A 24,610-nucleotide genomic window follows, 5' to 3' on the forward strand; every position below is an offset into this window, starting at 1 on the left:
GTAAAAGTATTGATCGGTTTAATAAGCGCTGAGTGAAAACTTTGGTCCCGAAGCCGGCGACCGCGCCGAGCCGGTTTGATATATGCACCGTAATGCCTTAGCGGCAATTCGTTCTTCGTGCGGATAAGCAAACGCGTTGTTGATGTAATTCACGCCATCGATGACGATGTCGCGGTTGACGTGGCTGTGGCCATACACATGCATGTCCGGGCGGATTTCCCGAATCAGCCCTTCCAGCCGGCTGCTGCCCAACACCGGATAAATCTTGCGGTGGAGCGGAGGGATGAAGGCGGGCATCAGGTCGATGCGCGGCAGGAAATGTGAAAACGAGATGGTGACCTTGCCCTTGCCGATACGGCGCCCCTCGTTCAGGCCGATGAAATGTTGCGTGATCTCCAACTCGGACCAGCCCGCCGGCCAGCGGCAGGCGCGGCAATCCATCCAGGCGGCGCGCAATTCCGCGCCCAGCTCGCCGAACGAACCGTCATACCAGCCGAACAGGGGCACGATCGCCACGCCATCGATGAGCTCGGGCTCCATGCTGGCGCCGCAGCCCTGCACAACCGCCTTCACCTGCTCGAATTTATCGAGCGAATTCATGTGGGCCGAATCGCGCACCACCCATAAATCATGGTTGCCGGGTACGAAAAACACTTTCCGGAAGCGCCGCGCAAAGGCATCCAGGCATTCCGTGAATCGTTCGATGGAGTCCGAGATGTCGCCGGCCAGGATCAGCACGTCTTCCTGATAGTCGCTGCGCGACAATGCCGCCACCCATTGCGCATTGGGATCGAAATCGACATGCATATCGGATAGGGCGAAGACACGCATCGCGGCTAGGTTTCCATGGCCGCCGGCACGCCGGCGGCACGCACGTTCGCCACCGCCGCGGCCAGCAACTCGCCGTCGCGCCCATACGGCGTCATGGCGGCAAAACTGCGCGATGCCGACTGCTTCGGCAACAGGTACTTGAGGAATGTGGCCAGGGTGCCCGACGGCCCCAGATCGAGGTAATCGAAAGGCCCGGATTGCTCCATCTGCGCGATCGTCCGCATGAAGCCGATTTCATCCCGCGCCACCTGCCAGAAATAGTGTTCGGGAAATTCCTTGACGATGCCGGCCGATGCGCAACAGATCACCGGCGTTGCCGTCGCCCGCAGGCGCCCGGTCCCGGATGCCGCGATGACGACATCCCGGATGGGCTCGATCCAGCGCGCATGAAACGGGTATTGCACCGGCAAAAGCTGGTGGGTGACGCCGGCCCGGGCCAGGAAGCTTTCGATGGCGGGCAGGTTGTCGCCAGGCGCGGCAAGGAGGAAATGGGCGGCGAAATTGCGCCCCGCCACCTCCGCGCGCGCCTGCAGGAAGTCCGAATCCTCGTACAGCCGCGGCTCGGCCAGGACGGCGATGATGCCCCCCTTGCCGGCGTGCGCCTCGATCGCCAGCGCTTGCCGGATGACCAGTTCGAGCGCCTCTTCGGCCGGCAGGCAGCCGGCCACCGCCAGCGCGGCGAAGGTGCCCAGGCTCGCCCCCACGGTGCAATCGGGCTCGACGCCGAGTTCGATGACGCTGCGCGCCAGGGCGAATTCGAGCATGAAAATGGCCGGATGGGTCAGCCGGAGCTCAGCGAACGGTTCGGCCTTGCCCTGCGGCCCGTATAGCGCCTGGAGCACCGAGGTGCCCAGCAGCGCATGCGCCACCCGGTCCAGCCTGTCCATGCAGGAGCGGAATGTCGGGTTCTGTTCATACAGGCCGCGCCCCATCTGGTAGTACTGGGAACCCTGGCCGGAAAACAGGAAGGCGGTTTGTCTTTTCATGTCGATGAGGCCCGCAGCGCCTCGAAGCGCATGCTTTCTTCCCAGGCGAAAGGGAGGGTGCGCCGCACGGTGATGGCGGTTTCCATGCCCGGCCGGTTTTCGACGCACAGCGCGGCGATGCTGTCCGGACTAGGATGCCACTGCCAAAAGGTCCAGTTGTCCGGCGCATCGTCCAGGCAGGGATCGAAGTGGGCCTGCAATTGCCGCTCGCCGCGCAATTCGAAGCCGAATTGTTCCAGCGGCAGCGACAGCCCCTTGCCGCGCGCCTTGATGTAGCTTTCCTTCAGGGTCCAGAAATCGAGGAAGCGCCGCGCCTGCAAGGCCGGCGCCGTCGACTGCAATTGCCGCACTTCGGCGGCCGAGAAAAAGCTCTCGGCAATGTCGAGCGGCACGTTGCGCTGCAAATCTTCGACGTCGATGCCGAGCGCGCTGTCGCGCGTCACGCCGAGCACCACCACCTGGTCCGAATGCGAGATATTGAAGGTCAAGCCCTGCACGCCGGGGTGCCGGTTGACGATGAAGGGACGGCCGTGGGAGGTGGCGGCGAAGCGCCACTCGGCGGGCTGGAGCGGCACGTAGCGCGACAGCACGTACCTGACCAGCGCGCGGGTGAGGAGATAACGGCGCCGGTCTTTCTCGAACATGAACTTCGTCTGCTGGCAGCGCTCGTCGTCGTTGAGCACCCGCTTGAGCAGCGCCATCAGCTCGGCCGGCATCGCGTCGGTCAAGGCGACCCAGACGTCGACCGCGCCCGGACGCAGCGCCAACCGGCCCAGTGCGTCATGCGGCATGGCCGGCGCGCTCCCCTGCGCCGTCACGCTGCCGCGGGGGCCGGGCGGGATCAGCGCGTCGATCATGGCGCCTCAGGCCGCCGCAAGCGGAAACAGCCGGTCCAGGCTGAGGTTCAGGTACTCCGCAGTCTCGGTCAGCAGCTTCTTGCCGATTTCGTCGGCGTGGCGGTTCGACCAGGACTCCAGCGGCGTCCCCTTGACCCACTGGTTGAACGCGCCCAGCGCCGGCCCGGTGTGCACCTGGTAGTTGACCCGTTCATCCTGGCTGCCGGCCAGCGCCAGCCGCGAGGTGTAGCCGAAGTACCAGCGGAACACCAGGGCCATCTTGTGTTTCGGGTTCGCTTCGGCCTTGACGATCTCGTGCCGCATTCCCTGCCCTTCGAGGTATTTGCGCACATCGTTCCAGACTTCCTCGAAGGTTTTCTTGAAATACGTCGTCTGCAACTGCTTTTTCGTCTTCTCGGGCAGGTCGTCCAGGCTGTCGTGGTGGTGGTACAGCGAGAACAGCTTGTTGGCGCGGGTCGGGAAGAACACCCCTTTCTTGAGCACCTGAACCTGGGCGCCCGTTTCGAACATGTCGCCGGCCGGCGCGTAGTCTGTGTCCTGCACATTGATGTCCTGCAGCAGCGTCTTGACGTCGTCGCTGGTGCCCGCGTCGACCGTGCACTGGTTAATCGAGCCGGTGAGGATGAAATCGGCGCCCATCATGAAGGCTGCGGCGGCCGCCTCGGGCGTGCCTATCCCGCCGGCCAGCCCCATGCAGATCGGCTCGGCGTAAGCGAATTGCTTCTCCATGGCACGCTTCAGGGCCAGCATCGCCGGGAACAGCACGGTCGGGATGCCGCCGTCGGTGTGCCCGCCGGAGTCGGCCTCGATGCAGACGTCCTCGCTCACCGGCACGCGCTTCGCCAGTTCCGCCTGTTCGAGGGTGATCTGCCCTTCCTTCAACAGCTGCTGGACGATGTGCTCCGGCGCCGGCCGCAGGAAGACTTCGGCGACCTCGGGCCGCGACACCTTGGCCAGGATGCGGTGGTGGCCCTCGACCTGGCCGTCCTTGCCCCGTTTCAAGCCCTTGAGGCGGAACAGCACCAGCGCCGGCGTCATCTGCATGAAGGCGGCCGCTTCGATCAGCCGCACGTTATAGCGCAGGTAGAGGTCGACGGTCTGCCGCTCCAGTTCCGGATAGGCGTAATTGGCCAGCAAATTGAGGCCGTAGGCTTCGCCGTTGCGCAGCTCGCCCTGGATATACTGTATGCCTTTTTCGATGTCGGCGAACGACAGGCCGCCGGTGCCGAAGAAACCGACCAGGCCGGCCTTGCCCATACGTACCACCAGCTTGGGCGCGGCGATGCCGCGATACATCGCACCGGCGATGTAGGCATACTTGACGCCGAAGCGCTTGCGGAAGAGCGCGCTGCCCAGATTTTCCGCCAGCAGCGCCGGGCGCGCCCCGCTTGCCGCCGGCGCCGCCGGCGCGGCTGCCGGTATCGGCGCTTGCGCCACCAGCAGCGGCGTGGCGGTCTTGCGGATGTCCTCGACCAGCCGGGTCAGCACCGTGGCGCCGACCTCGACGAACTCGGTGACGCCGGCCCCCATCAGATAGCGCACCGTGTCGGTCCAGCGCACCGGGCTGCTGATCTGGCGCGCCAGCAGGTCGGCCGCCTCGCCGTCGCGGTAAGGCCGCGCGGACACATTGGCGATCACCGGCATGCCCGGCGCATCGAAACGGAACTGCCGCAGGAAGGCCGCGAACGCCTGCTTGGCCTCCTCCATATAGCGGGAGTGAAAAGCGGCACTGACGTTCAGCACGGCGCAGCGGATCTGCTGCGCCGTCAGCAGCTTCTCCGCCTGCGCGATCGCGTCTTTCGGCCCGGCGATGACGGTCTGGCTCAGGGTATTGAAATTGGCCAGGTCGATCGACGTCAACTGGTGCTGCTTCAGCAGCGCGGCCAGGCTTGCCTCGTCGATGCCGATCACGGCGGCCATGCCGCCTTCCCTGGCCGCGCCCATCAGCTCGCCGCGCCGCTGCACCAGCCGCAGGCCGGTCTTGAAGTCGAACACGTCGGCGGCGAGCAGCGCATTGTATTCGCCTAGGCTGTGGCCGGCCACGAAATCGGGCCGCGCCATGCCTTCGTCGCGCCGCTTGCGGTAGCCGAGCGCATTGACGACGTAGAGCGCCGGCTGGGTGTACTGCGTCAGGTTCAGCTTGCCGTCGGGATCTTCCGTGCACAGCTTTTCGATCGAATAACCGAGTATATCCGACGCCGTTTCCGTCATCTCCCGGTATAGCGGAAACAACTCCTTCCCCATCCCGCGGAACTGCGAACCTTGACCTGGAAACAAAATCGCCTTCATGAAATCGCCCTCATCCTCTCGTTGAATGCCGCTCATCTCAATAATCATGTTGCCAGCGCCAGGTCGGCCGCCTCGCCATAGGCTGCCGGCCGCGCCCGGATAACGTCGCCGAAATCGCTGCGCTGCCAGGCCAGCGGATCGCTGCCCAGGAGCTCCAGCAGCCGCAGGTAACCGTCGAACATTTCCCTGACCATGGCCGGCGCGTACACATCGCCGGCGAAGTCCCAGCTGCAGAGCAGGCGGCTGCCCGCTTCGCTGCTGAGGTTGTCGAGATACACTTGCGGCGTCTTGCTGAGCGCCTCGCCAAGCACGAACTGCGCGTCCCGCAGCGTCAGCGGCGTGACCTGGTTCGTGAACACCACGGGAAACCGCAACGGCCGCTGCCGGTCGCGCAGCATCACCCGCCGCAGCGCCTGCAGGCCGCTGACCGGCCGCTGCGCGAGGTCGTCGGCGTGTTGCCGCGCCACCTGTTTTAGCCGTATTGCAAATTGTATCATATTGCTTTCTCGTACAGACCAGCTTAAGGCGGTGAAATCGCCGACCACGCGCTCGATGTCGGGATGCACCGGCAGGCGCTCCCAGCCCGGCACGACCACCGCCAGCGGCCGCTGGCCGTTCCAGGCATAGAGCACCTCCAGGTAGGCGGTCAGCGCAATCAGGCCGGGCGCGACGCCGTTTGCGGCCGCGTATTGCTTCAACGCGCCCCAGGCTTGCAGCTCGCCGCTGATGCGCTGATGCGCATGCCCAGCCAGGGCCGCCGTCGCCGGCAACTGCGGCAGCGCCGGCCCGGCCGGCAGGTCGGCGAACTTGCGGTTCCAGTACGCCAGCCGTTCGGCATGGCCCTGCGTGCCCTTGAAACGCGCCACCGCCCGCTGGTAGTCGCGGAAACTCAGCCCCGGCGGCGGCAGCGCGGCTTGCGGCTGTTGGTAGAGCCGCAACAGTTCAAGCAGCAGCTGGCCGATGCTCGTGCTGTCCACCAGCATCAAGTCGAAACACAGATGCACGCTGGCCTTGTCGGCCTCCAGCAGCGACACGCTGACCGCGAAATACGGCCACTCGCCGAGCGGCACCGCCCGCCCCAGTTGCGCCTGCCGGGTCGCGGCCAGCGCCGCCTGCCGCTGTTCGCGGCTGTGCCGCCGCAGGTCATCCACCGCGATCGTGTAGCGCGGCGCCTGCGCCAGCAGCGCCTGGCTGCCGTCGGCCTGCACCACCGTGCGCAGCATCGGATGCCGCGCGATCAGCGCCGCCAGCGCCTGGTCGAGGCGCGCCACGTCCAGCCGCTCCGCCAGCAGTTCCTGGTAGAACTGGCAACTGCTGCCGCCGCCTTCCAGCCGTTTGTCGCGGCCAACCGCGTAAGCCTGCTGCTGGTCCGTCAACTGAAATGGAGCCAGCGGGTCCTCCCCCTGCGCCTCGGCCAGGAAAGCGGCCAGCTGCGCCGTCGCCGGATCGGCGTCGACTGCCGCCATTTTTTCGGCCGGCGCGAAGCTCGCCAGCGTCCACGCCAGCCGGCCGGCGGCGAGGCCCTCCAGTATCGCGGCGTAGGCCGCAAACATTGTCCGCATCAGGCCCGACTCGAAATAGCCCTCGGCCACATCCCAGCTGTATTCAAGCCCCCCGGCCGACTCGCGCAACTGATGGTCGAGGTAGACCTGCGGGGTCTGGTTGACGGAATAGACCACCTCGCCCAGAGGCGCCGCCGCCGGCTCGGGGAAGGCGCCGCCCAACATCGAGGTGAACACCACGGGCAGCGTGGCCGGCACGGCGCGGCCGCCCCGGCCGCGCAACTGCCGCAGCGCCTGGATACCGCCGACGGCGCTGTGCTCGAGGTCTTCCCACAGCCGCTGGTGATGCGCCTGCAGAATGCCCGCCAGGTCCGCGTCATGGCCCGCTTCGACCACGAACAGCAAGGAAGAGATCGCCGGTCCGATCAGTTCGCGGATCTGCGGATGCAGCGGCGGCCGGTTGAAATAGGTTAGCACCAGCGTGAAGCTCGGCTCGGCCGCCCAGGTCCGCAGCACTTCGACGAAGATGCCCAGCATCAGCGAGGTGGGCGAGACATTCAGCGCCGCCGCCTTGGCTTTCAGCACCTGCCAGTGCGGCGCGGCCAGTTGCCCGGCCAGCCGCGTGCGGCGCCGCGCCCCATCGGCGGCCTGCCCCGCGCCCGGCCGCGCCAGCAAGGGGCCGCCCGGCATGCCGCGCAGCCGCTCCAGCCAGTACGCCAGATCCTGCCGGTATCTGTCCGACGCCTCGAAGGCTTGCATCGCCAGCACGTAGTCGCGGAACAACAGCTCCATGTCCGGCAGCACCAGCGCCGGATCGGCGTACAGCTGCGCCCATTGCCGCAGCAGCAGCTCCAGCGACAGCCCGTCGACGATCAATTCGTCGATGCTGAAGTGGATGCGGTGCCGCCCCTCGTCGCCGATGGCCACCCGGATATCGAACAAGGGCCATGCGGCGCCGGCAAACACGTGATGCTCCATCGTCTCGCGCAGCCTGTCGGCCTTGCCGCGCCGCTCGGCCTCGCTCTGGCGCCTCAGGTCGAGCACCTTGAAGCGGTAGTCGCGCACCGTCGGCAGAATCCGCTGGCGGCCATCCTCGCCGACCACCGCCCGCAGCATGTCGTGGCGCGCCACCAGCCGGTTCCATGCCTGGTTGAGGCGGAAGATATTCAGTGCGCCGCCGACCTCGATTTCGAGGTAGAGGTGCGCCCCGATCCGGTCGCCGTCGAGCGTCGACTTGCGGCCGAGCAGATAGGACTGCTGCATGTCGGTCAGCGGAAACGGCTCGTGGCGCGCCTCCGCCTGCGGAATCAGCTGCGGCAGCAGGGACGACGCCGGTATCGCCGTGGCGGCGCCGGCATCGGACGCGGGCATCTCCAGCGAGCGCAGCAGCGCCTCGATCGAGCGCTGGCCGTCGGCAAGCAGCGCCAGCGCCACCGGCCGCCGCAGCGCCGCCTCCAGCCGCTGTTTCAACTCCAGCGCGGCAATCGAGTTGTACCCCAAGGTATGCAGGGGCTGGTGCATCGGCAGCTCGACGGCCGGAATGCCCAGCGCAATGGCGACGGCATCGACGATCGATGCGGCGGCGCCGTTCGCCGGCGCGGCCGGCAAGGGCTGCGCCGGCGCCAATACGGCGGCGCCAAGCGGGTAGCTGGTCGGCGCCAGCGGGTAGGTCGGCCAGGCGATCTTGCGCACGGCGCGGCCCGCATGCAGCCTCGCCCAGGGCACCACGCCGCCCTGCGCCCAGTACGCGGCGAGCCCGTCGAGATTGCCTTCGACGAGCCAGCCGTCGAGCACCCCCGCCGGCAGGCGCGGCGACGCAGCGGCGGCGCCCGCATCGACGGAACGGTGCAAGGACAGAGGGCTGCCCTGCCGCCCGTCCAGGCCCGCCCGCAACTGTCCGATCAGCTCCTGGCGCGTCGTCGCCACCACGGCCAGGCGGCAATCCATCGGCTCCCGCCCGGCCTGCAAGGTATAGGCAAGGTCGCGCAGGACGACGCTGCCGCCGCCCTCCAGCCGCAGCAAGGCTTGTCCCAGCACCGCCTGCAGCCGCTCCGCGCTCCTGGCGGAGAACACGAAGAGCTGCGCTTCCGCCGCGACGTCCCCCTCCGGCTGCGCCGGCGCCGCCACGAACTCCTCGATCACGGCGCTGACGTAGGTGCCGCCGGCGCCGAACGAATTGATCAGCGCCCGCCGCGGCAAGCCTTGCCCGCCCGGCCCTTGCAGCGGCTCCCAGGCCGCCGCAGCGTGCTGCAGGTAAAACGGCGTCTCGTCCAGCCGCAACTGCCGATTGGGCGCGCCGACGGCCACCAGCGGCGCCAGTTCCCGGTGTTGGAGCTGCAGGACCACTTTTGCCAGTTGCGCGATGCCGGACGCCATCTCCGGATGGCCCAGGCCGGATTTCACCGCCCCCATCGGGCAGCGCCAGCCTTTCCCACCGGCCGCGGCGAACACCTTGTTCAATGCGGCCACCTCGATCGCGTCGGCGAGCGCCAGCCCGGCGGCCGCCGCTTCGATGTAGCCGATGCTCGCCGGCGCCGCGCCGGCCCGGCGCAGGCTTTCCTCGATGACACGCGCCTGGGCATTCGGGTTGGCGGCCCCGTAAGCGGTCGAACGGCCGCTGTGCTGGGTCGCCGTGCCCTTGATCACGGCCAGGACGGCGTCGCCGTCGGCAATCGCCAGCCGCAGCGGCTTCAGCAATACGGCGCCGACCGTTTCCGAAGAAAGATGGCCGTCGCCGTCGGTGAAGCTGCGGCACGCCGGATGGCTGCCGACCAGTTGCACCTGGCTGAGGCTGACGAATTTCTGCGGCGACAGCGACAAATTGATGCCCCCGACCACGGCCAGCCGGCATTCGCCTTGCTGCAGATCGCGGCAGGCCAGATGAATCGCCATCATCGCCGACGAACACATGGTGTCGATGGCAATGCTCGGCCCCTCGAAATTGAAGAAGTGCGAAACCCGGTTGGCGATGCCGCTCGCCGTGGCCATTGGCGTCAGCACCGGATCGCCCGCGGGCAAGGCCGCTGCCTGCGGCATGGCGCCCACATACACGCCGACCTGGCCCTGGTACTGCTGGCGCAGGCTTTCACGGGTGTGGCCGCCGGCTTCGAGCAGGGTCCATACCGTCTGCAGGAACAGCCGGGTCTGCACATCGAGCGCCTGGGCCTCGCGCGGCGATATATTAAAGAACAGGGCGTCGAACTGCTCTATGCCATTGATGAAGCCGCCCCACCGGGTGTAGCTCTTGCCGGCAAGGCCCTTTTGCGGATCGAAATAGGCGGCGATGTCCCAGCGCTCCGGCGGCACCTCGGTGATGCAGTCGCGCCCGGCCTTGAGGTTCTGCCACAGCGCCTCGACATCGTCGGCCTGCGGGAAGCGCCCGGAAAGGCCGATGATCGCGATCGGCTCCGGCCCGGACGCCGGCGCTGCGGGAGCGGCGGCGGGCAGGCGCTGCGGCAGTGCCGGCCGTGGCGGGCTCGGCGCTGCGGCGGCCGGCATCGGCGGCGCCGGCGAAGCCGGGTCCGCGCCGAAGTTCGCCGCATGGCGGCTGCTCAGATAGCGCGCCAGGCCGCCCAGCGTCGGATGCTCGAAGAACACCGTCGGCGCCAGATCGAGCCGGTATTCCTGATTGAGCCGGTTGCCCAGCTCGGTGGCCATGATCGAGTCGAAGCCGTATTCGTGCAGCTCGGTTTCGCCGTCGAGCATCTCCACCGCCACCTTGGCCAGCGCCGCCGCCATGCCGATCAATTTGCGTTCGATCAGCGCGGCGGACGCCGCGGCGGGCGCGCCGGGCGCGGCAGCGCCCGCCACGGCGGCCGGCACAGCGTCGGCAAGCAGCCGGCGCACCCGGCCGGGGTCGCCTTCCAGCACGGCCACCTGGTCCAGTCCGCTGCCGAAAGCGCGGTAGAGCGCCGCGATCCCGGCGTCGCTGCGCATCGCCACCATGCCGGTCATTTGCCGCATCGCCCGTTCGGTGGCGGCGTCGATCCGCATGCCCCCCTCCTGCCATAGCGGCCAGTTCACCGACAGCGTCTGGCCCTGGCGCTGGCCGATCGCCACCAGGCTGTTACGGTAGGCGGCGTAGGCGTCCATGAAGCCGTTGCCCGCGGCGTAGTCCGCCTGCCCGATATTGCCGCGCACGGCGGAGATCGACGAGAAGCAAATGAAGCAATCCAGCGCCATGTCGCGGCTCGCCTCGTCCAGGTTGACCAGGCCGGCCACCTTCGGCGCCAGCACGGCTTCGAGCTCGGCCCGGGTCTTCTTCAGCAGCAGGCTGTCGCGCAGCACGCCGGCGCTGTGCAGAATGCCATTCAAGCCCGCGTGATCTTCCTGCACCTGCAGCAACAGGCGCCGCAGCGCCTCGCGGTCCGCCACATCCACGGCGCGGTATTCGACCGTGGCGCCGCAAGCCTCCAGCGCGCGCAATTGCTGCCGTCCGGCCTCGTCGAGCTCGCGCCGGCCGGTCAATACCAAGGTGGCGCCGCGAACCTGTTTGGCGATCTCCATGGCGAAGACCCGGCCCAGGCCGCCGAGGCCGCCGGTGATCAGGTATACGCCATCGGCTTGCCACGGCAACAGCGGCGGATTGTCGGCCAGATCGGCCCAGGCCAGCACTTGCCGCTCGCCTTCGCCGTAGCGGATCTGCGTGTCCTGCGGACAGCCAGCACTTTCGCGCAATTTGGCGGCAAGCTGCGCCGCGTCGTCCTCGCGGTCGACGATGACGAGCTGGCCGACCAGTTTCGCATGCTCCAGCCGCGCGCTTTTGAGCAGGCCGGCGAGCCCAGCCGCCGCCTGTTGCGGACCGAATTCCGGCACCACCACCTGCACCAGCACCTCGGTGCCCGGCTGGGCCCGCAACAGCGCCTGCAACTGCAACAACAGCCGCTCCGCCTGGCCGGCGTAGTCGTCCGGCAAATGCTCGCAGCGCGCGGCGGGCAGGCAGGCGGCCAACGCCGCCGCGTCCATCTGGCTGTCGCAAAGCAGCACCAGGTGCCCGGAATAGACCGGCGCGGCGCCTGCCGGGGCCGGCGCGGCCCGCCACTCGGGCCGCAGCAACACCGTCTCAATGGCGCCGGCGCCGGCCGCCCTGCCCGGCTCCGCCTCAAGCGCGCGCGTGCTGAAGCCCTTGAAACGCACGCAAATCCGCCCGTCGTCGTCGCACAGGTCGAGATCGAACTTCTGCACCCGGTCGCCCGGCCGGCTGCCTGGACTGAAGCTAGCCACCGCCCACATCCGTTCCTCGCAGGCGCCCAGCACCTCCAGTTGCTCAAGCGCGAACGGCAAGAACGAGGGCGCGCCGCCCGCTTCCTGCGGCCCCAGGCCGATCAGCGCCTGCAGGGCCGCGTCCAGCAGGCTCGGATGCAGGCCGAACTGCTGCCGCGTCGCCGCCAGCGGCGCCGGCAGGACCAGGCGCGCCAAGACCCGCCCCTCGCCCAGGTACAGGGTGTCGATGCCCTGGTGCGCCGCACCGTACTGCAGGCCGCCCTGCGCAAACCTCGCGTAGCAGTCGGCCGAACGCCACTCCGCCCGGCCGCACTGCGCCCGTAGCGCCGCCAGATCGATCCGCTCCGGCGCGGCAAGCGCGAACGCTTCCAGCGTTCCCCGGCTGTAGGCCGCGGCGTCGCCATCGTCGCCGTAGACGGTGAAGACGACCTGGGCGGTTTGTTCCGGATGCAGGCGGATATGCAGCGCAACGGCCTGATCGTCCACGACCAGCGGCCGCGACCACACCACGTTGCGGAAACGCAGGCCGTCGCCGGCCGCCATGCCGCCGGCCTGTTCCATGGCTGCGCGCGCCATTTCCAGATAAGCCACCCCGGGCAAGACCTTTCTGCCCTGAACCTGGTGATCGGCCAGGAAGAACTCCCTGCCGTCGAAACTGGAACTGAAGCGCTGCTCGGCAAAACTGGACGTGTTGCGCTGGACCAGCGGATGCAGCGCGGCGGCCTGCGCGGCGATAGCCGGCGGCGCCGCCGCCGGGCCAACCGGCAGCCAGTAACGCTCCCGCGCGAACGGATAGGTCGGCAGGCTGATGCGCCGCGGCTTGGGCGCATCGTCCGGCCCGTACAAGCTGTTCCAGTCGAAGTTCAAGCCCTTCGTCCACAGCTCCAGCAGCCGGCCGTGCCGGCCCTTGGCCACCCAGCCGGCAAGCATCGCCTGCATATCCTCATCGGCCGTCAGCAGCCACATCTCATCCTTGTGCCGCCTGGCGTCGCCGCGATAGACCTCGTCGACCGCCTCGTCGCCCTGCAGCACCTGGCGCAGCTTGTCGCGCAGCGTCTCCAATGAATCGACCGCCAGGGCCAGCCGCGCGTCCATCGCCGCGCGCCCGACCTGCAAGGTATAGGCGGCGTCGGCGAGGTTCGCCTGGGTCACCTCGCCGCGCTCCAGCGCTTCCAGCAATTGCCGCGCGCGTTCCAGCAGACGCTCCGGTTGCTTCGCCGACAGCACCACCAGCAGCGGCTGTCCGGCCGGCGGCGCGTAGCCCGGGGCGGCCTCGGCCGGCCATTCCTCAACGATCACGTGGGCGTTCGCGCCACCCGCCCCGAACGAGGAGATGCCGGCAATGCGCGGGTACTCCCGCCGCACGCCGTCGATGTCGAGCAGCGGCCGGCGCCATTCCGCCAATTCCTGTTGCACGACGAAGGGCGTCCGGGCGAAGTCGATATTCGGATTGGTCGTCGCCGAATGCAGGCTAGGCACCAATTGTCCGTGCCGCATCTGCAGCAGCACTTTGGTCAGCGCCGCGATCCCGGCGGCGCTCTCGCCGTGGCCGATGTTCGACTTCACCGAGCCGATGGCGCAGAACTGCCGGTCGCTGGTGTATTCGGCAAATGCCTTGCTCAGGCCGGTAATTTCAATCGGATCGCCCAGCGATGTGCCGGTGCCGTGCGCCTCGATATAACTGATCGTCCTCGGCTCGATGCCCGCCGCCTTGATCGCGCCGGCGATCACCTTCGCCTGGGCGAGCGGATTCGGCACCGTATAGCCGTTGGTCTTGCCGCCATGATTGATGCTGGTGGCCCTGATCACGCCATGAATATGGTCGCCGTCGGCAAGCGCCCGGCTGAGCGGCTTGAGTATCACCGCGCCGACGCCTTCGCCCGGCACATAGCCGTCGCCGCCGAGCCCGAAGCTTTCGCATTGCCCCTTGCTCGATGCAAAGCGGCCCTGGCCCAGCATCAGGTATTTATTGGGATGGATAGAGACGTTCACGCCGCCGGCGATCGCCATCTCGCAGCCGCCCCGCTGCAAGCTCTCGCAAGCCAGGTGCAGCGCGGTCAGCGACGATGAGCACATGGTGTCGACCGCCATGCTGGGGCCATGCAGATTCAGGAAATACGAAACGCGGTTGGCAATCGAGGCAGGATTGGCCGATACCGTCAAGGCATTGCCGCGCTGTTGCTGCTGCGCGGCATACAGCTGGTACTCCTCGTACATCACGCCGACATAGACCCCGACGTTGCCCTTCATGCCCTGCGCCTGATAGCGCTCCAACATCTCGCGCGTGTAGCCGGCATCTTCCATCGCCGCGTAGGCGCATTGCAGGAACAACCGCTCCTGCGGGTCGGCAAGCTCGGCGTCCCGTGGCAAGAGATTAAAGAACAGCGGATCGAATTCGTCGACCCCGTCGATGAAGCCGCCCCACTTGGTGTAGGTCTTGCCGGGCGCGTTCTTGTCCGGGTCGAAATACGCGGTGTGGTCCCAGCGCTCCCGGGGAATTTCGCTGATGCAATCGACGCCCTTGCGCAAATTATCCCAATAAGCGGCCAGGTCGCGCGCCTGCGGATAGCGGCCGGCAACGCCGATGATCGCGATGTCGTCCTTCGCGACAGGGGCCTGCGCCGGCTGCGGCAGCGTGCCGCCGAGGAAGCGCCGGGCCGTGGTCCGCGGCGCCGCGAACGGCGCAGCGGCGGCGTCGCTTGCCGGCGCCGCCACGGCGGCGGGCGGCGCCGCCGGTTCGTCGAGCACGGCACTGAGCTGCGCCAGGTGCTGCTCGACAAAATAGTCGGCCAGCGCCTGCAGCGTCTGGTACTCGAACAGCAGGGTCTTCGACAAGGGGCCGAATACCCGTTCCAGCGCCACCGTGATGCTCATCACCATGATCGAGTCAATGCCGTACTTCTCCAGCGGGGCGTCGATCTCGACCTGCTGCGCCGGCAGGTGCAGCGTGCCGGCCAGGAGCTTGCGCAAGTAATGGCCGGCCTTCAGGCGCAGCGCGGCCGCGTCCTGGCCGGCGGCGGCCGGCTCCGGGCTAGGCGCCGCCGGCTTGACGGGCGGCGGCGGCGGCGCGTGCGGCGCCGGCGCGCCCAGCAGCACCTGGCGCATCCGGCCGGCGTCGCCTTCGGCCACCGCCACCTGGCTGAGGCCGCTGCCCAGCGCCCGGTACAGCGCGTCGATGCCGCTTTCGCTGCGCAGCGGCAGCATGCCGGTCGCCCGCGTCATCGCCTGCACGGTCGCGGCGCCGACCTGCATGCCGCCCTGCTGCCACAGCGGCCAGTTCACCGACAACGTATGGCCGCGCCGCTGGCCCAGCGCAACAAGGCCGTTCCGGTACGTTGCGTAACTATCCATGAAGGCATTGCCGGCCGCATAATCGGCTTGCCCGACGTTGCCGTGTACTGCGGCAAGCGACGAGAAACAGATGAAGCAGTCGAGTTCGATGTCCCGGCTCGCTTCGTCCAGGTTGATCAGGCCGCTGACTTTCCCCGACAGCACCTCGCGCAGGGTTGCCCCCGTCTTCGCCGCCAGCAGACCGTCGCGGATCACGCCGGCGGCATGCACGATGCCATGCAGGCCGGCATAATCTTCACACGCCTGCAGGACCAGCCAGCGCACGGCGTCGTAGTCGGCCACGTCCACCGCGCGGTAGTCGGCCCGCGCGCCGGCCGCCTCCAATTCACGCAGCACTTGCCGGCCGGCTGAGTCGAGCGCGCGCCGGCCAGTCAACACCAGCGTGGCGCCGGGCGCCTGGCGGGCGATTTCCTGCGCGAAAATCAGGCCCAGCCCCCCCAGTCCGCCGGTGATCAGGTACACGCCGCCGGCCTTCCACGGCCGCTGCGCCGCCGTGTCCGCCAGCTCGCTCCAGCCCAGCACCTGCCTTTCGGCCTCGACGTAGCGTATCTGCACGTCCTGCGGCCGGCGGCTGTTCGCGCGCAGCTTCAGCGCCAGCGCGCCTGCATCGTTATCCTCATCGAGGGCGATCAACTGCCCGATCAGCTTGGGATGCTCCAGCCTTGCCGTCTTTAGCAAACCGGCCAGTCCGGCCGCCACCTGCTGCGGCCCGAACGCCGGCACCACCAGCTGGACCAGCAGCGGCGCCTTGCCTTTGTCCTGCAACAGCGTTTGCAGATGGGCCAGCACGCTTTCCGCCTGTTCCACATACCCGTCCGGCAAATGCAGGCACTGCGCCCGGTCCAGGCTGCCGGACAATTCGGCGGCATCGACCCGGCTGTCGCACAACAACACCAGATGCCGGGCGTAGGCCGGCGCCTCGGCCGCCGCGCCCGCGTCGGCCCGCCATTCCGGCCGCAGCAACAGCGTTGCGCCGGCGGCGGAGGCGTTCTCCAGCACCCGTGTGGTGAATCCGTTCAAACGCACACACACCGCGCCATCGTCCTTGCACAAGTCCAGATCGAATTTCTGCACCGTATCCTGCGCCTGGCTTCCCTGGCTGGGCCGCGCCACCGCCCACATCCGCTCGCCGCAGTCGCCCAGCACTTGCAGCTCCTGCAAGGCAAACGGCAGCGCCGTCCGCATGCCATCCTGCTCTTCCGGCGCAAAGCCGAGCAGCGCCTGCAAGGCCCCATCCAGCAAGCTCGGATGCAAGTGGAAGCGGCTCGCCGTCGCCGCCACTGCCGGCGGCAGTTCCAGGCGGGCCAACAGCGTGCCCTCGCCCCGGTACAAGGCGGTGAGCGCCTGATGGGCGGGGCCGTAGGCCAGGCCCTGGCGCCGGAAGCGCGCGTACAGCTGCGCCGCCGGAACTTCTTCCGTACAGACCTGCCTGAGCCGCGCCAGATCGAGCGTCAACGGCGCGCCGGCCGCGCCGGTGGCGGCACGCCCCTGGCTGTGCAACAGCCGCTCGCCGCCCGCTTCGCTGTAAATCTCGTAACTGAGTCCGCCGTTATCCTCTGGCAGCAAGGCAATGTGGACATCGGCTGGCGTGTCCTCGACGACGATCGGCCGTCCCCACACGACATGGCTCAGCGTAATGCCCGGCGCGCCTTGCCGCCCGACCGCCAGCCTGATGGCTTCGCGCGCCATTTCCAGATAAGCCACCCCTGGCAACACCCGCTTGCCCTGGACGACGTGATCGGCCAGGAAAAACTCGTTTCCCGTCAAGCGCGTGCTGAAGCGTTGCTCGCTCAGGTCGGAGGTATTGCGCTGGACCAGAGGATGCAATGCCACCAGCCCGCCATCCACTTCGGCCGGGGGCTGGGCCGCGCCCGGCGGCACCCAGTAGCGCTCGCGGGCGAACGGATAGGTGGGCAAACTCATGCGGATGGGTTTCTGCTCCCCGTACAACTTGCTCCAGTCGAAAGCGAGTCCCTTGACCCAGAGATCGACCAGCTTGTGCAACTTGCCCTTGGCGATCCAGGCTTCGATCGCCCGCGCCATGTCCTCGTCGGCGCCAAAGACCGCCAGCGCCTCCTTGTTGCGCTTGACCTGGCCACGGAACAGATCGGCGATGCCGCTTTGGCCCGCGACAAAGGCCGCCAGCCTCTCCTTCAGCTGCGCCATCGAATCCACCACCAGCGCCAGGCGCTCCTCCATGGCCTCGCGGCCCACCTGCAGCGTGTAGGCCAGCTCGGCCAATCTATCGTCGCCCCAGCCGTTGGCCTCGATCGCGGCCAGCAGTTGCTGCGCCTGCGCCTGCAGCCGCTCGGCGTTTTTCGCCGACAGCAGCACCAGCGCAGCACCGTCAGGCGCCCGCGCCGGACGCGTATTGGCCACGCCCACGTACTCTTCGATCACCACGTGCGCATTGACGCCGCCGAATCCGAACGAGCTCACCCCCGCCCGCCGCGGCAATTCGCGCCCCTGCCCGTCGTGCAGCGCCGGCCACTCGCCGCTCTGGCGCGCCAGATAGAAGGGGCTGTCCTGCAGGTCGATATAGGGATTGACCTCGTCGCAATGCAGGCTGCCGACCAGCGTCTTGTGGCGCAACTGCAGCAGCACCTTGATCACCCCGGCCACGCCGGCGGCGAGTTCCAGGTGGCCGATGTTGCTCTTCACCGAGCCCAGCGCGCAATGCGGCGCGTCCGGCGCCGCCGCGCCCGCGTCCTGGTACAGGGCCTTGAACGCCATCTTCAGCCCGTTCACCTCAATCGGGTCGCCCAGCGGCGTGCCGGTGCCATGCGCCTCGATGTAACCGACGCTGCGCGGGTCCACGCCGGCGGCCTGGTAAGCCTCTTTCAGCAAGTCCGCCTGGGCATTGGGGTTCGGCGCCGTCAGCGAGGTGGCCCGGCCGCCGTGGTTTTCCGCTGTGCCGCGTATCAAGCCGTAAATATGGTCGCCATCGCGTTCGGCGGCGCTGAGCCGCTTCAGCACCAGCATGCCGACGCCCTCGCCGCGCACATAACCGTTGGCCTGCGCCGAGAAGGTCTTGCAGCGGCCGTCTTCACACAACATGCCGGCCTTGCCCAGGCTGATGTGCGCCTCCGGCGTGACCAGGGTGTTGATGCCGCCGACGATCGCCAACTCGCAGCCGCCGTTTTCAATCGCCATCACACCCTTGCGCAAGGCCACCAGGGAACTCGAACAGGCCGTCTCCACCGGCTCGCTGGGTCCATGCAGATTGAGCAGGTAACTCATCCGGTTCGGCCCCACCGACGGCACCACGCCGGTCGCCGAATAGCCTTCGATGACCAACTGCGCCCGGTCCAGCAGGTTGCCGTAGCCCATGGCGCCGGTCCCCACGTAGAGCGCGGTGCGGGAACCCGACAGGCTGCCGGCCGCGTAGCCGGCATCCTCGATAGCCTTCCAGACGTGGGTCATCAGCAGACGCTGCTGCGGGTCCATCATTTCAGCTTCCTTCGGCGAAATACCGAAGAACAGCGGGTCGAACTCGTCCACGCCATCGATGAAACCACCCCATTTGACGTTGGTCTTGTTTTCCTCGGTGGCCGGGTCGCCGTAGCTCTTCCGCCAATCCCAGCGGCTGGCCGGAATCTCGCTGATGCAATCCTGTTCGCCGACCAGCCTGTCCCAGAATTCGTCAAGGTCGCGGGCCATCGGGAAGCAGCCGCTCATGCCGATGATGGCGATCGGCTCGGGCGCCGCCGGCCTGAGCGCTGCCGGCGCACCGGCAAGCGCCGGCGCCGGCCGGAAACGGCGCCGCAGCCGGGCGGGCGCCGGCGCCGCTGTCGTCTCCGGCGCTGTCTCGGGCGCCGCCTTGGCCGCCGGCGCCAGCAGGCGTGCCGCGAACACGGCATGGTTTTCCTGCGCCAGATAACCGGCGAAGCGGTTCAAAGTCGGGTATTCGTAGAAAATGGTCGGCGTCAACGCGATCCCGTATTCCCGATTCAACTGCTTGTTGAATTCGGTCAGCATCACCGAATCGAGGCCAAACTCGCTCAGTTCGGCCTCGCCATCGATGTCTTCGGCCGGCATCTTCAGCAACGTAGACAAGGTGTTCAGCAACAAGCGCCGGATTTTCTCTTCGAGCAATTCGGCATCGCCCGTGGCCGGCATCGGCGCGGCAGTGTCCCGCACCGCGCGTTCCGGCCGGGCCAGCAGGCGCTGGCGGATTCTCCCGGCCACTCCCGACAGCACCATCGCCTGCGCGCCGGCGCCGCCGCAGATCCGGTACAGCGCCTGCAGACCGTCGTCGGATGCCAGCGGCACCAGTCCGGCTACCTGCTCCATCACCTGCAACGTCGCCGCATCGACCTGCATGCCGCCCTCCTTCCACAGCGGCCAGTTCACCGACACCGTCCGGCCGTGCCGCAGCCCCTGCGCCGCCAAACCGTTGCGGTAATGCGCGTAACTATCCAGGAAACCGTTCGCCGCCGCGTAGTCGGCCTGCCCGGCATTGCCCAATGCCGCGCTGGTCGACGAGAAGCAGATCAGCCAGTCGAGCTCGACGTCGCGGCTCGCCTCGTCCAGATGCAGCAGGCCCGCCACCTTCGGCGCCAGCACCGCCTCGACCTCTTCCGGCGTCTTCTTCAACAGCAGGCTGTCGCGCAACACCCCGGCCGCGTGCACGATGCCGTGCAAGCCCTGGTACTCTTCCCGCACCTGCAAGACCAGCTGGCGCACGGCTTCCCGGTCGGCCACGTCGAGCGCCCGGTAGGCCACCGTCGCCCCCAGCGCTTCCAGCGCACGCACATGCTGGCGGCCGGCGTCGTCGAGTTCCCGGCGCCCCGTCAGCACCAGCGTGACGCCGCGCGCCCGGCGCGCGATTTCCGTGGCGAACAACTGCCCCAGCCCGCCCAGTCCCCCGGTGAGCAGATACACGCCGTCGGCCTTCCACGGTGGCGGCGCCGCCGCTTCGGCCGTCATTTCCTCCCAGTCGGCCACCTCGCGCTGGCCATCCACATGGCGGATGACCACGTCCTGCGGACAGGCCGCATTCGCGGCCAGCATGGCCGCCAGAGCGTCCGCGCCCACTCCCGAGCCGACGGCGATCAACTGGCCGACCAGCTTCGGCAACTCCTGCCGCGCCGTCCTCAGCAAACCGGCCAGCCCGGCCAGCGCCTGGCGCGGCCCTTCGGCCGGCACCACCACCTGCAACAGCACCGGCCCGGCCGGCTTGCCTTGCAGGATGGCCTTCACCGCCGCGCACAACCGCTGCACGGCATGGCTGTAGTCGACGGCCAGATCACTCCCGGCCGCCAGCTCGACGCAAGCCGCGCCGGTCATCCTTTCCTGCAAGGCCGGCGCGGCAACGCCCACCCCGCACAGCACCGCGTGGCGCTCCTGGTACTGCGGCGCGGCGCCCTGCGCCGGCTGCCGCCGCCATTCCGGGCGCAGCAGCAACACGCTGCCGGCGCCCGGCTGGCCTTCCACCGCCCGCGCGGCGAAACCCTGGAATCGCACAACAATCGCGCCCTCGTCGTCGCACAGCGTGACGTCGTATTTGCAAACCTGGGCCGTGCTGTCGCCGCCCGCCTTCACCAGCGCCCACATCTGCGGCGTGCAGCGGCCGACGATCTCGACTGTTTCCACCGTAAACGGCAAGGCCGGCTGGCCCCGTTGTTCATCGCCGGCCAGACAGGCGACCGCCTGCAAGCCGGCATCGAGAAGACTCAGCGTCAGCACATGATCCAGCACACCAGCCGGCAGTTGCAAGCGGGCCAGCGCCTGGCCGGCGCCGACGTGAATCGCCTCGATGGCCTGCTGCGCGGGGCCATATGCGAGTCCCAGCGCGGCAAAGCGCGCATAGCAATCGCCTCCCACCAGCGTGGCGGCGCCGCATTGCGCGCGCAGCGCGGCCAGGTCGAGCCGTTCCGCCGCGCCCGGCTGGAAGGTTTCCATCGTACCCAGGCTGTGTACCCGCTCCTCGCCGCTGTACATCTCGAAGCCGACCGCTCCGCCCTCTTCCGGGTACAGGCCGATATGCACCTCCACCGGCTCGGCCTCCACCACCAGCGGCTCGGCCCAGGCGACCTCTTTTAGCCGCAGGCCGGCGTCCCCGGCCAGTCCGCCGGCCTGGATCAGCGCCGCCCGCGCCATTTCCAGATACACCACGCCGGGCAAGACCCGTTTGCCCTGGACGAGGTGGCCGGACAGGAAAGTCTCCGCGCCCGTGAACGTGGTGCTATAGCGCTGCCCGAAGAAATCCGAGGTGTTGCGCTGGGCCAGAGGATGCAGCACGGCGGCCATCGCGCCATTGGCGGCGACCGTCGGCTCGGCCCCGGCAGGCCAGTATTGTTCGCGCGCGAACGGATAGGTCGGCAGGCTGATGCGGCGCGGCTTGCAATCGCCGTACAACTGCTTCCAGTCGTAGTTCAGCCCCTTCACCCAATGATCGGCCAATTTGTCCAGCTTGCCCCGCTGAATCCACTTCACAATAGCTTCCTGCAGCTCAAGGTCCGAGGCGAACGCTGACAACGTTTCCTTGTGGCGTTTGACCTCGCCCAGATACAGCTGGTCGATGGCTGGATCGCCCTGCAGATAAAGGTTCAGCTTCTCCCGCAATTCCTCCAGGGTGCCGACGACACAGGCCAGACGCATTTCCATGCCGTCGCGCCCCACTTGCAGCGTATAGGACAGGTCGGCCAGATCGGCCGGCGCCAGCCGCCCGCACTCGATGGCCTGCAACAACTGGCGCGCCTGATCCTGCAAGCGCTCCTCGTTCCTGGCCGACAGGACGATCAGGAACGCGGATGGCGCCGCGTCGGCGCGCGTTTCGCTTTGCGCAATATATTCCTGCAACACCACGTGGGCGTTCACGCCGCCGAAACCGAACGACGACACGCCGGCACGGCGCGGCAGCGGGTTGCCGCGCGCGTCGTTGAGGACTTTCCAGGGCTGCGTCTCACGCACGATGTAGAACGGACTGCCCTCAAGCTGGATATAGGGATTGATTTCCGCGCTGTGCAAACTCGGCACGAGGGTCTTGTGCTGCATCTGCAGCAGCACCTTGATGACGCCGGCCACGCCGGCCGCCAGTTCCAGGTGGCCGATATTGGTCTTGATCGAACCGAGCCCGCAATAAGCCGCCTGCGGCACGTCCCCGCCGCGCCGCTGCGCCAGTTCCGCAAACGCCGTCTGCAAGCCTTGCACCTCGATCGGGTCGCCCAGCGGCGTGCCCGTGCCATGCGCCTCGACATAACCGACCGTGGCCGGATCGACGCCGGCGCGATCGAACGCTTCCTTGATCAGGTCCGCCTGCGCGCGCGGGTTCGGCGCCGTCAGCGAACTGGCCTTGCCTCCGTGGTTTTCCGAGCTGCCGAGGATCAGGCCGTAGATGTGGTCGCCGTCGCGCTCGGCCGCGCTCAGCGGCTTGAGCATCAGCATCCCCGCGCCTTCGCCGCGCACGTAGCCGTTCGCGTCCTTCGAGAAGGTCTTGCAGCGGCCGTCCTCGCCCAACATCCCCGCCTTGCTGAAACTGATTTGCGCCTCGGGCCCGATCAGCGTATTGACGCCGCCGACCAGCGCCAGCTCGCACTGGCCCATCTGCAGCAGCGCCACCGCACGGTGGATGGCCACCAGGGCGCTCGAACAGGCCGTGTCAATCGGTTCGCTCGGTCCGTGCCAATCCATCCAGTAGCTGGCCCGGTTCGGTCCCATCGACGGCACCGTGCCGGCCGTGCTGTAGCCCTCGATCGCCGTGCGCGCCTGGACAACCAGGCGCGCGTAGCCGCTAGAGCCGGTGCCGACGAACAGGGCGGTCTTGCTGCCCGCCAGACTTTGCGCCGAATAACCGGCGTCTTCGACCGCCTTCCAGACGTAGGTCATCAGCAGCCGCTGCTGCGGGTCCATGGTCAGGGCTTCGCGCGGCGAAATGCGGAAGAACAGCGGATCGAATTCGGCCAGGCTGTCGATCACGCCGGCCCGGCTGTTGATACGCACGCCCGGCTCCAGTCCGAACTCAGCCGCCAGCTTGTCCCAGTCCCAGCGCGCCTGCGGCACTTCGGTAATGCAGTCGCGCCCGTTGCGCAGGTTTTCCCACAGTGCCGCCAGATCCTCGGCCAGCGGGAAGACCCCGCTCATGCCGATCACCGCCACCGGCTCCGGCGCGCCCTCCGGCGCGGCTTTCGCCGCTGCGGCGTGGACAAGCCGCTGCGGCGGCGCCACCGACCGCGCGGCCTGCGCCGCAGGGGCTGCGGGCAGCCGGTTCACCGGCGCGGCCACATGCAAGACCTGCGCCATCTGCGCCCGGTAAGCCTGCACCAGGTGGTGCGCCAGCGCATCCAGCGTCGTCGTCTCGAAGAACTGGGTCGGACTCAGCGCCAGGCCATACTTCTTGTTGAGCTGGTTGCCGAAGGTGGTTTGCGAAATCGAATCAAAGCCGAACTCGGTAAGCTGCGCGTCCAGGGCGATGTGCCTCAGCGGCAGTTTCAACAAGGTGCTGACCTCCTGCGTCAGCGCGCGCTGGACCTTTTCCAGCAGTTCGCCGTCTTCGCCTTCGCCGCCGGACTGCGCCGCCTGAGCGGCATCCTGCCCCGGCATTTCAGGCGCCGCCTGCACACCGGCCGCCGCGCTATCCAGTACGCGGCTGCTGAACCCCGACAGCCGCACACAGACCGCGCCGTTCTCGTCGCCGATCTGCACGTCCACCTTCTGCACCGCGCCATGCGCGTCAGTGCCCGGGCTCAGGCGCGCCAGCACCCGCGCCCGCGCCGGCAGCGGCGCCAGAATCTCCACCCGCTCCATCGCGAACGGCAATGCCAGGCGCTGCTCATCCCCACTCTGCACGCTCATCAACAACTCGGTCGACACCTGCAGCGCGCAATCCATCATCCCCGGATGCAGGGCAAAGCCGGTTTCCAGGCGCTGCGCCCGGGACTGGTCGAGGTCGCCCAGCGCCCACGGCTGGCCGGCGGCGTCGCTGCCCGTGCGCACCCGGTCGACCAGATCAAACTGCGGGCCGTAATGGAAACCCAGCGCCGTGTGCAACTCGTGGTGCCGCTGCGCCGAGGTTTCCTCCCGGGCATGCGCCGCCAGGGCGTCCAGATCCAAGGCCGGCGCGGCATCTTGCGCCAGCAGCATGGCGCGGCCCTGGCTGTACGGCAGCGCTTCGTCATCCCCGTGGATGCGGTACTCGAACGTGCCGCCGTCCAGCGTCGACAGGGAGATATGCACCTGCAGCGGGGCGGCCGCGCCGTCCGCTGCCGTATGCACGACGACGGGCCGCAGGAACACGACGCCTTCGAGGCAGATGCCGCAGCCCGCGCCATCGAGTTCGAGGGCGGCCGCAACCGCCGCGCGCGCCAGCTCCAGATGCGCGGCCCCGGGCAGGATGCGCTGTCCGTGGACAAGGTGGTCGGCAAAAAAGAACTCGTCGCCGCTGAACGTCGCGCTGTAGCGCTGTTGCGCCTGCGTCGAGGTATTCCGCTGCGCCAGCGGATGCAGCGGCGCCGGCGCCGAAACGGCGGCGCGCTCCTGGTACTGGCGCACGAGTTCCAACGCCTGATGATGCGAAACGCGGCGGCTTTTTACTTCCTCGAGAACGTACTGTAGAAAATTCATTATTGTT

The 24,610-nt window shown here is 68.0% G+C and carries 5 protein-coding genes; all 5 read right to left on the reverse strand.

Annotation, left to right across the window (positions count from 1 at the left end; all coding sequences use genetic code 11):
• Positions 1 to 18: 18 nt before the first annotated feature.
• Genes OIK44_RS12540 through OIK44_RS12560 form a run of 5 tightly spaced genes read right to left on the reverse strand, consistent with a single transcriptional unit; the run spans position 19 to position 24,603 of the window.
• A complete protein-coding gene (locus OIK44_RS12540; protein WP_273671093.1) occupies positions 19 to 831 on the reverse strand; it encodes a metallophosphoesterase family protein in 813 nt (270 codons plus the stop codon).
• 5 nt (positions 832 to 836) lie between these two features.
• Positions 837 to 1,817, reverse strand: coding sequence for an acyltransferase domain-containing protein (locus tag OIK44_RS12545; RefSeq protein ID WP_273671094.1), 981 nt, complete (start codon positions 1,815 to 1,817; stop codon positions 837 to 839).
• Complete coding sequence (locus OIK44_RS12550) at positions 1,814 to 2,674, reverse strand: 4'-phosphopantetheinyl transferase family protein (RefSeq protein WP_273671095.1); 861 nt, start codon at positions 2,672 to 2,674, stop codon at positions 1,814 to 1,816. Before OIK44_RS12550 ends, OIK44_RS12545 begins: the two co-directional genes overlap by 4 nt.
• A gap of 6 nt (positions 2,675 to 2,680) precedes the next feature.
• The gene (gene fabD / locus OIK44_RS12555; RefSeq protein WP_273671096.1) at positions 2,681 to 4,999 is read right to left on the reverse strand and encodes an ACP S-malonyltransferase; all 2,319 of its coding nucleotides are present in this window, start codon (positions 4,997 to 4,999) and stop codon (positions 2,681 to 2,683) included.
• Positions 5,000 to 5,007: 8 nt separating this feature from the next.
• Positions 5,008 to 24,603 (reverse strand): SDR family NAD(P)-dependent oxidoreductase, encoded by a 19,596-nt coding sequence (locus tag OIK44_RS12560; RefSeq protein ID WP_273671097.1) that lies wholly within the window; start codon positions 24,601 to 24,603, stop codon positions 5,008 to 5,010.
• Positions 24,604 to 24,610 lie beyond the last annotated feature (7 nt).

This window comes from Janthinobacterium fluminis (genome assembly GCF_028595325.1).
Classification (GTDB): domain Bacteria; phylum Pseudomonadota; class Gammaproteobacteria; order Burkholderiales; family Burkholderiaceae_D; genus Janthinobacterium; species Janthinobacterium fluminis.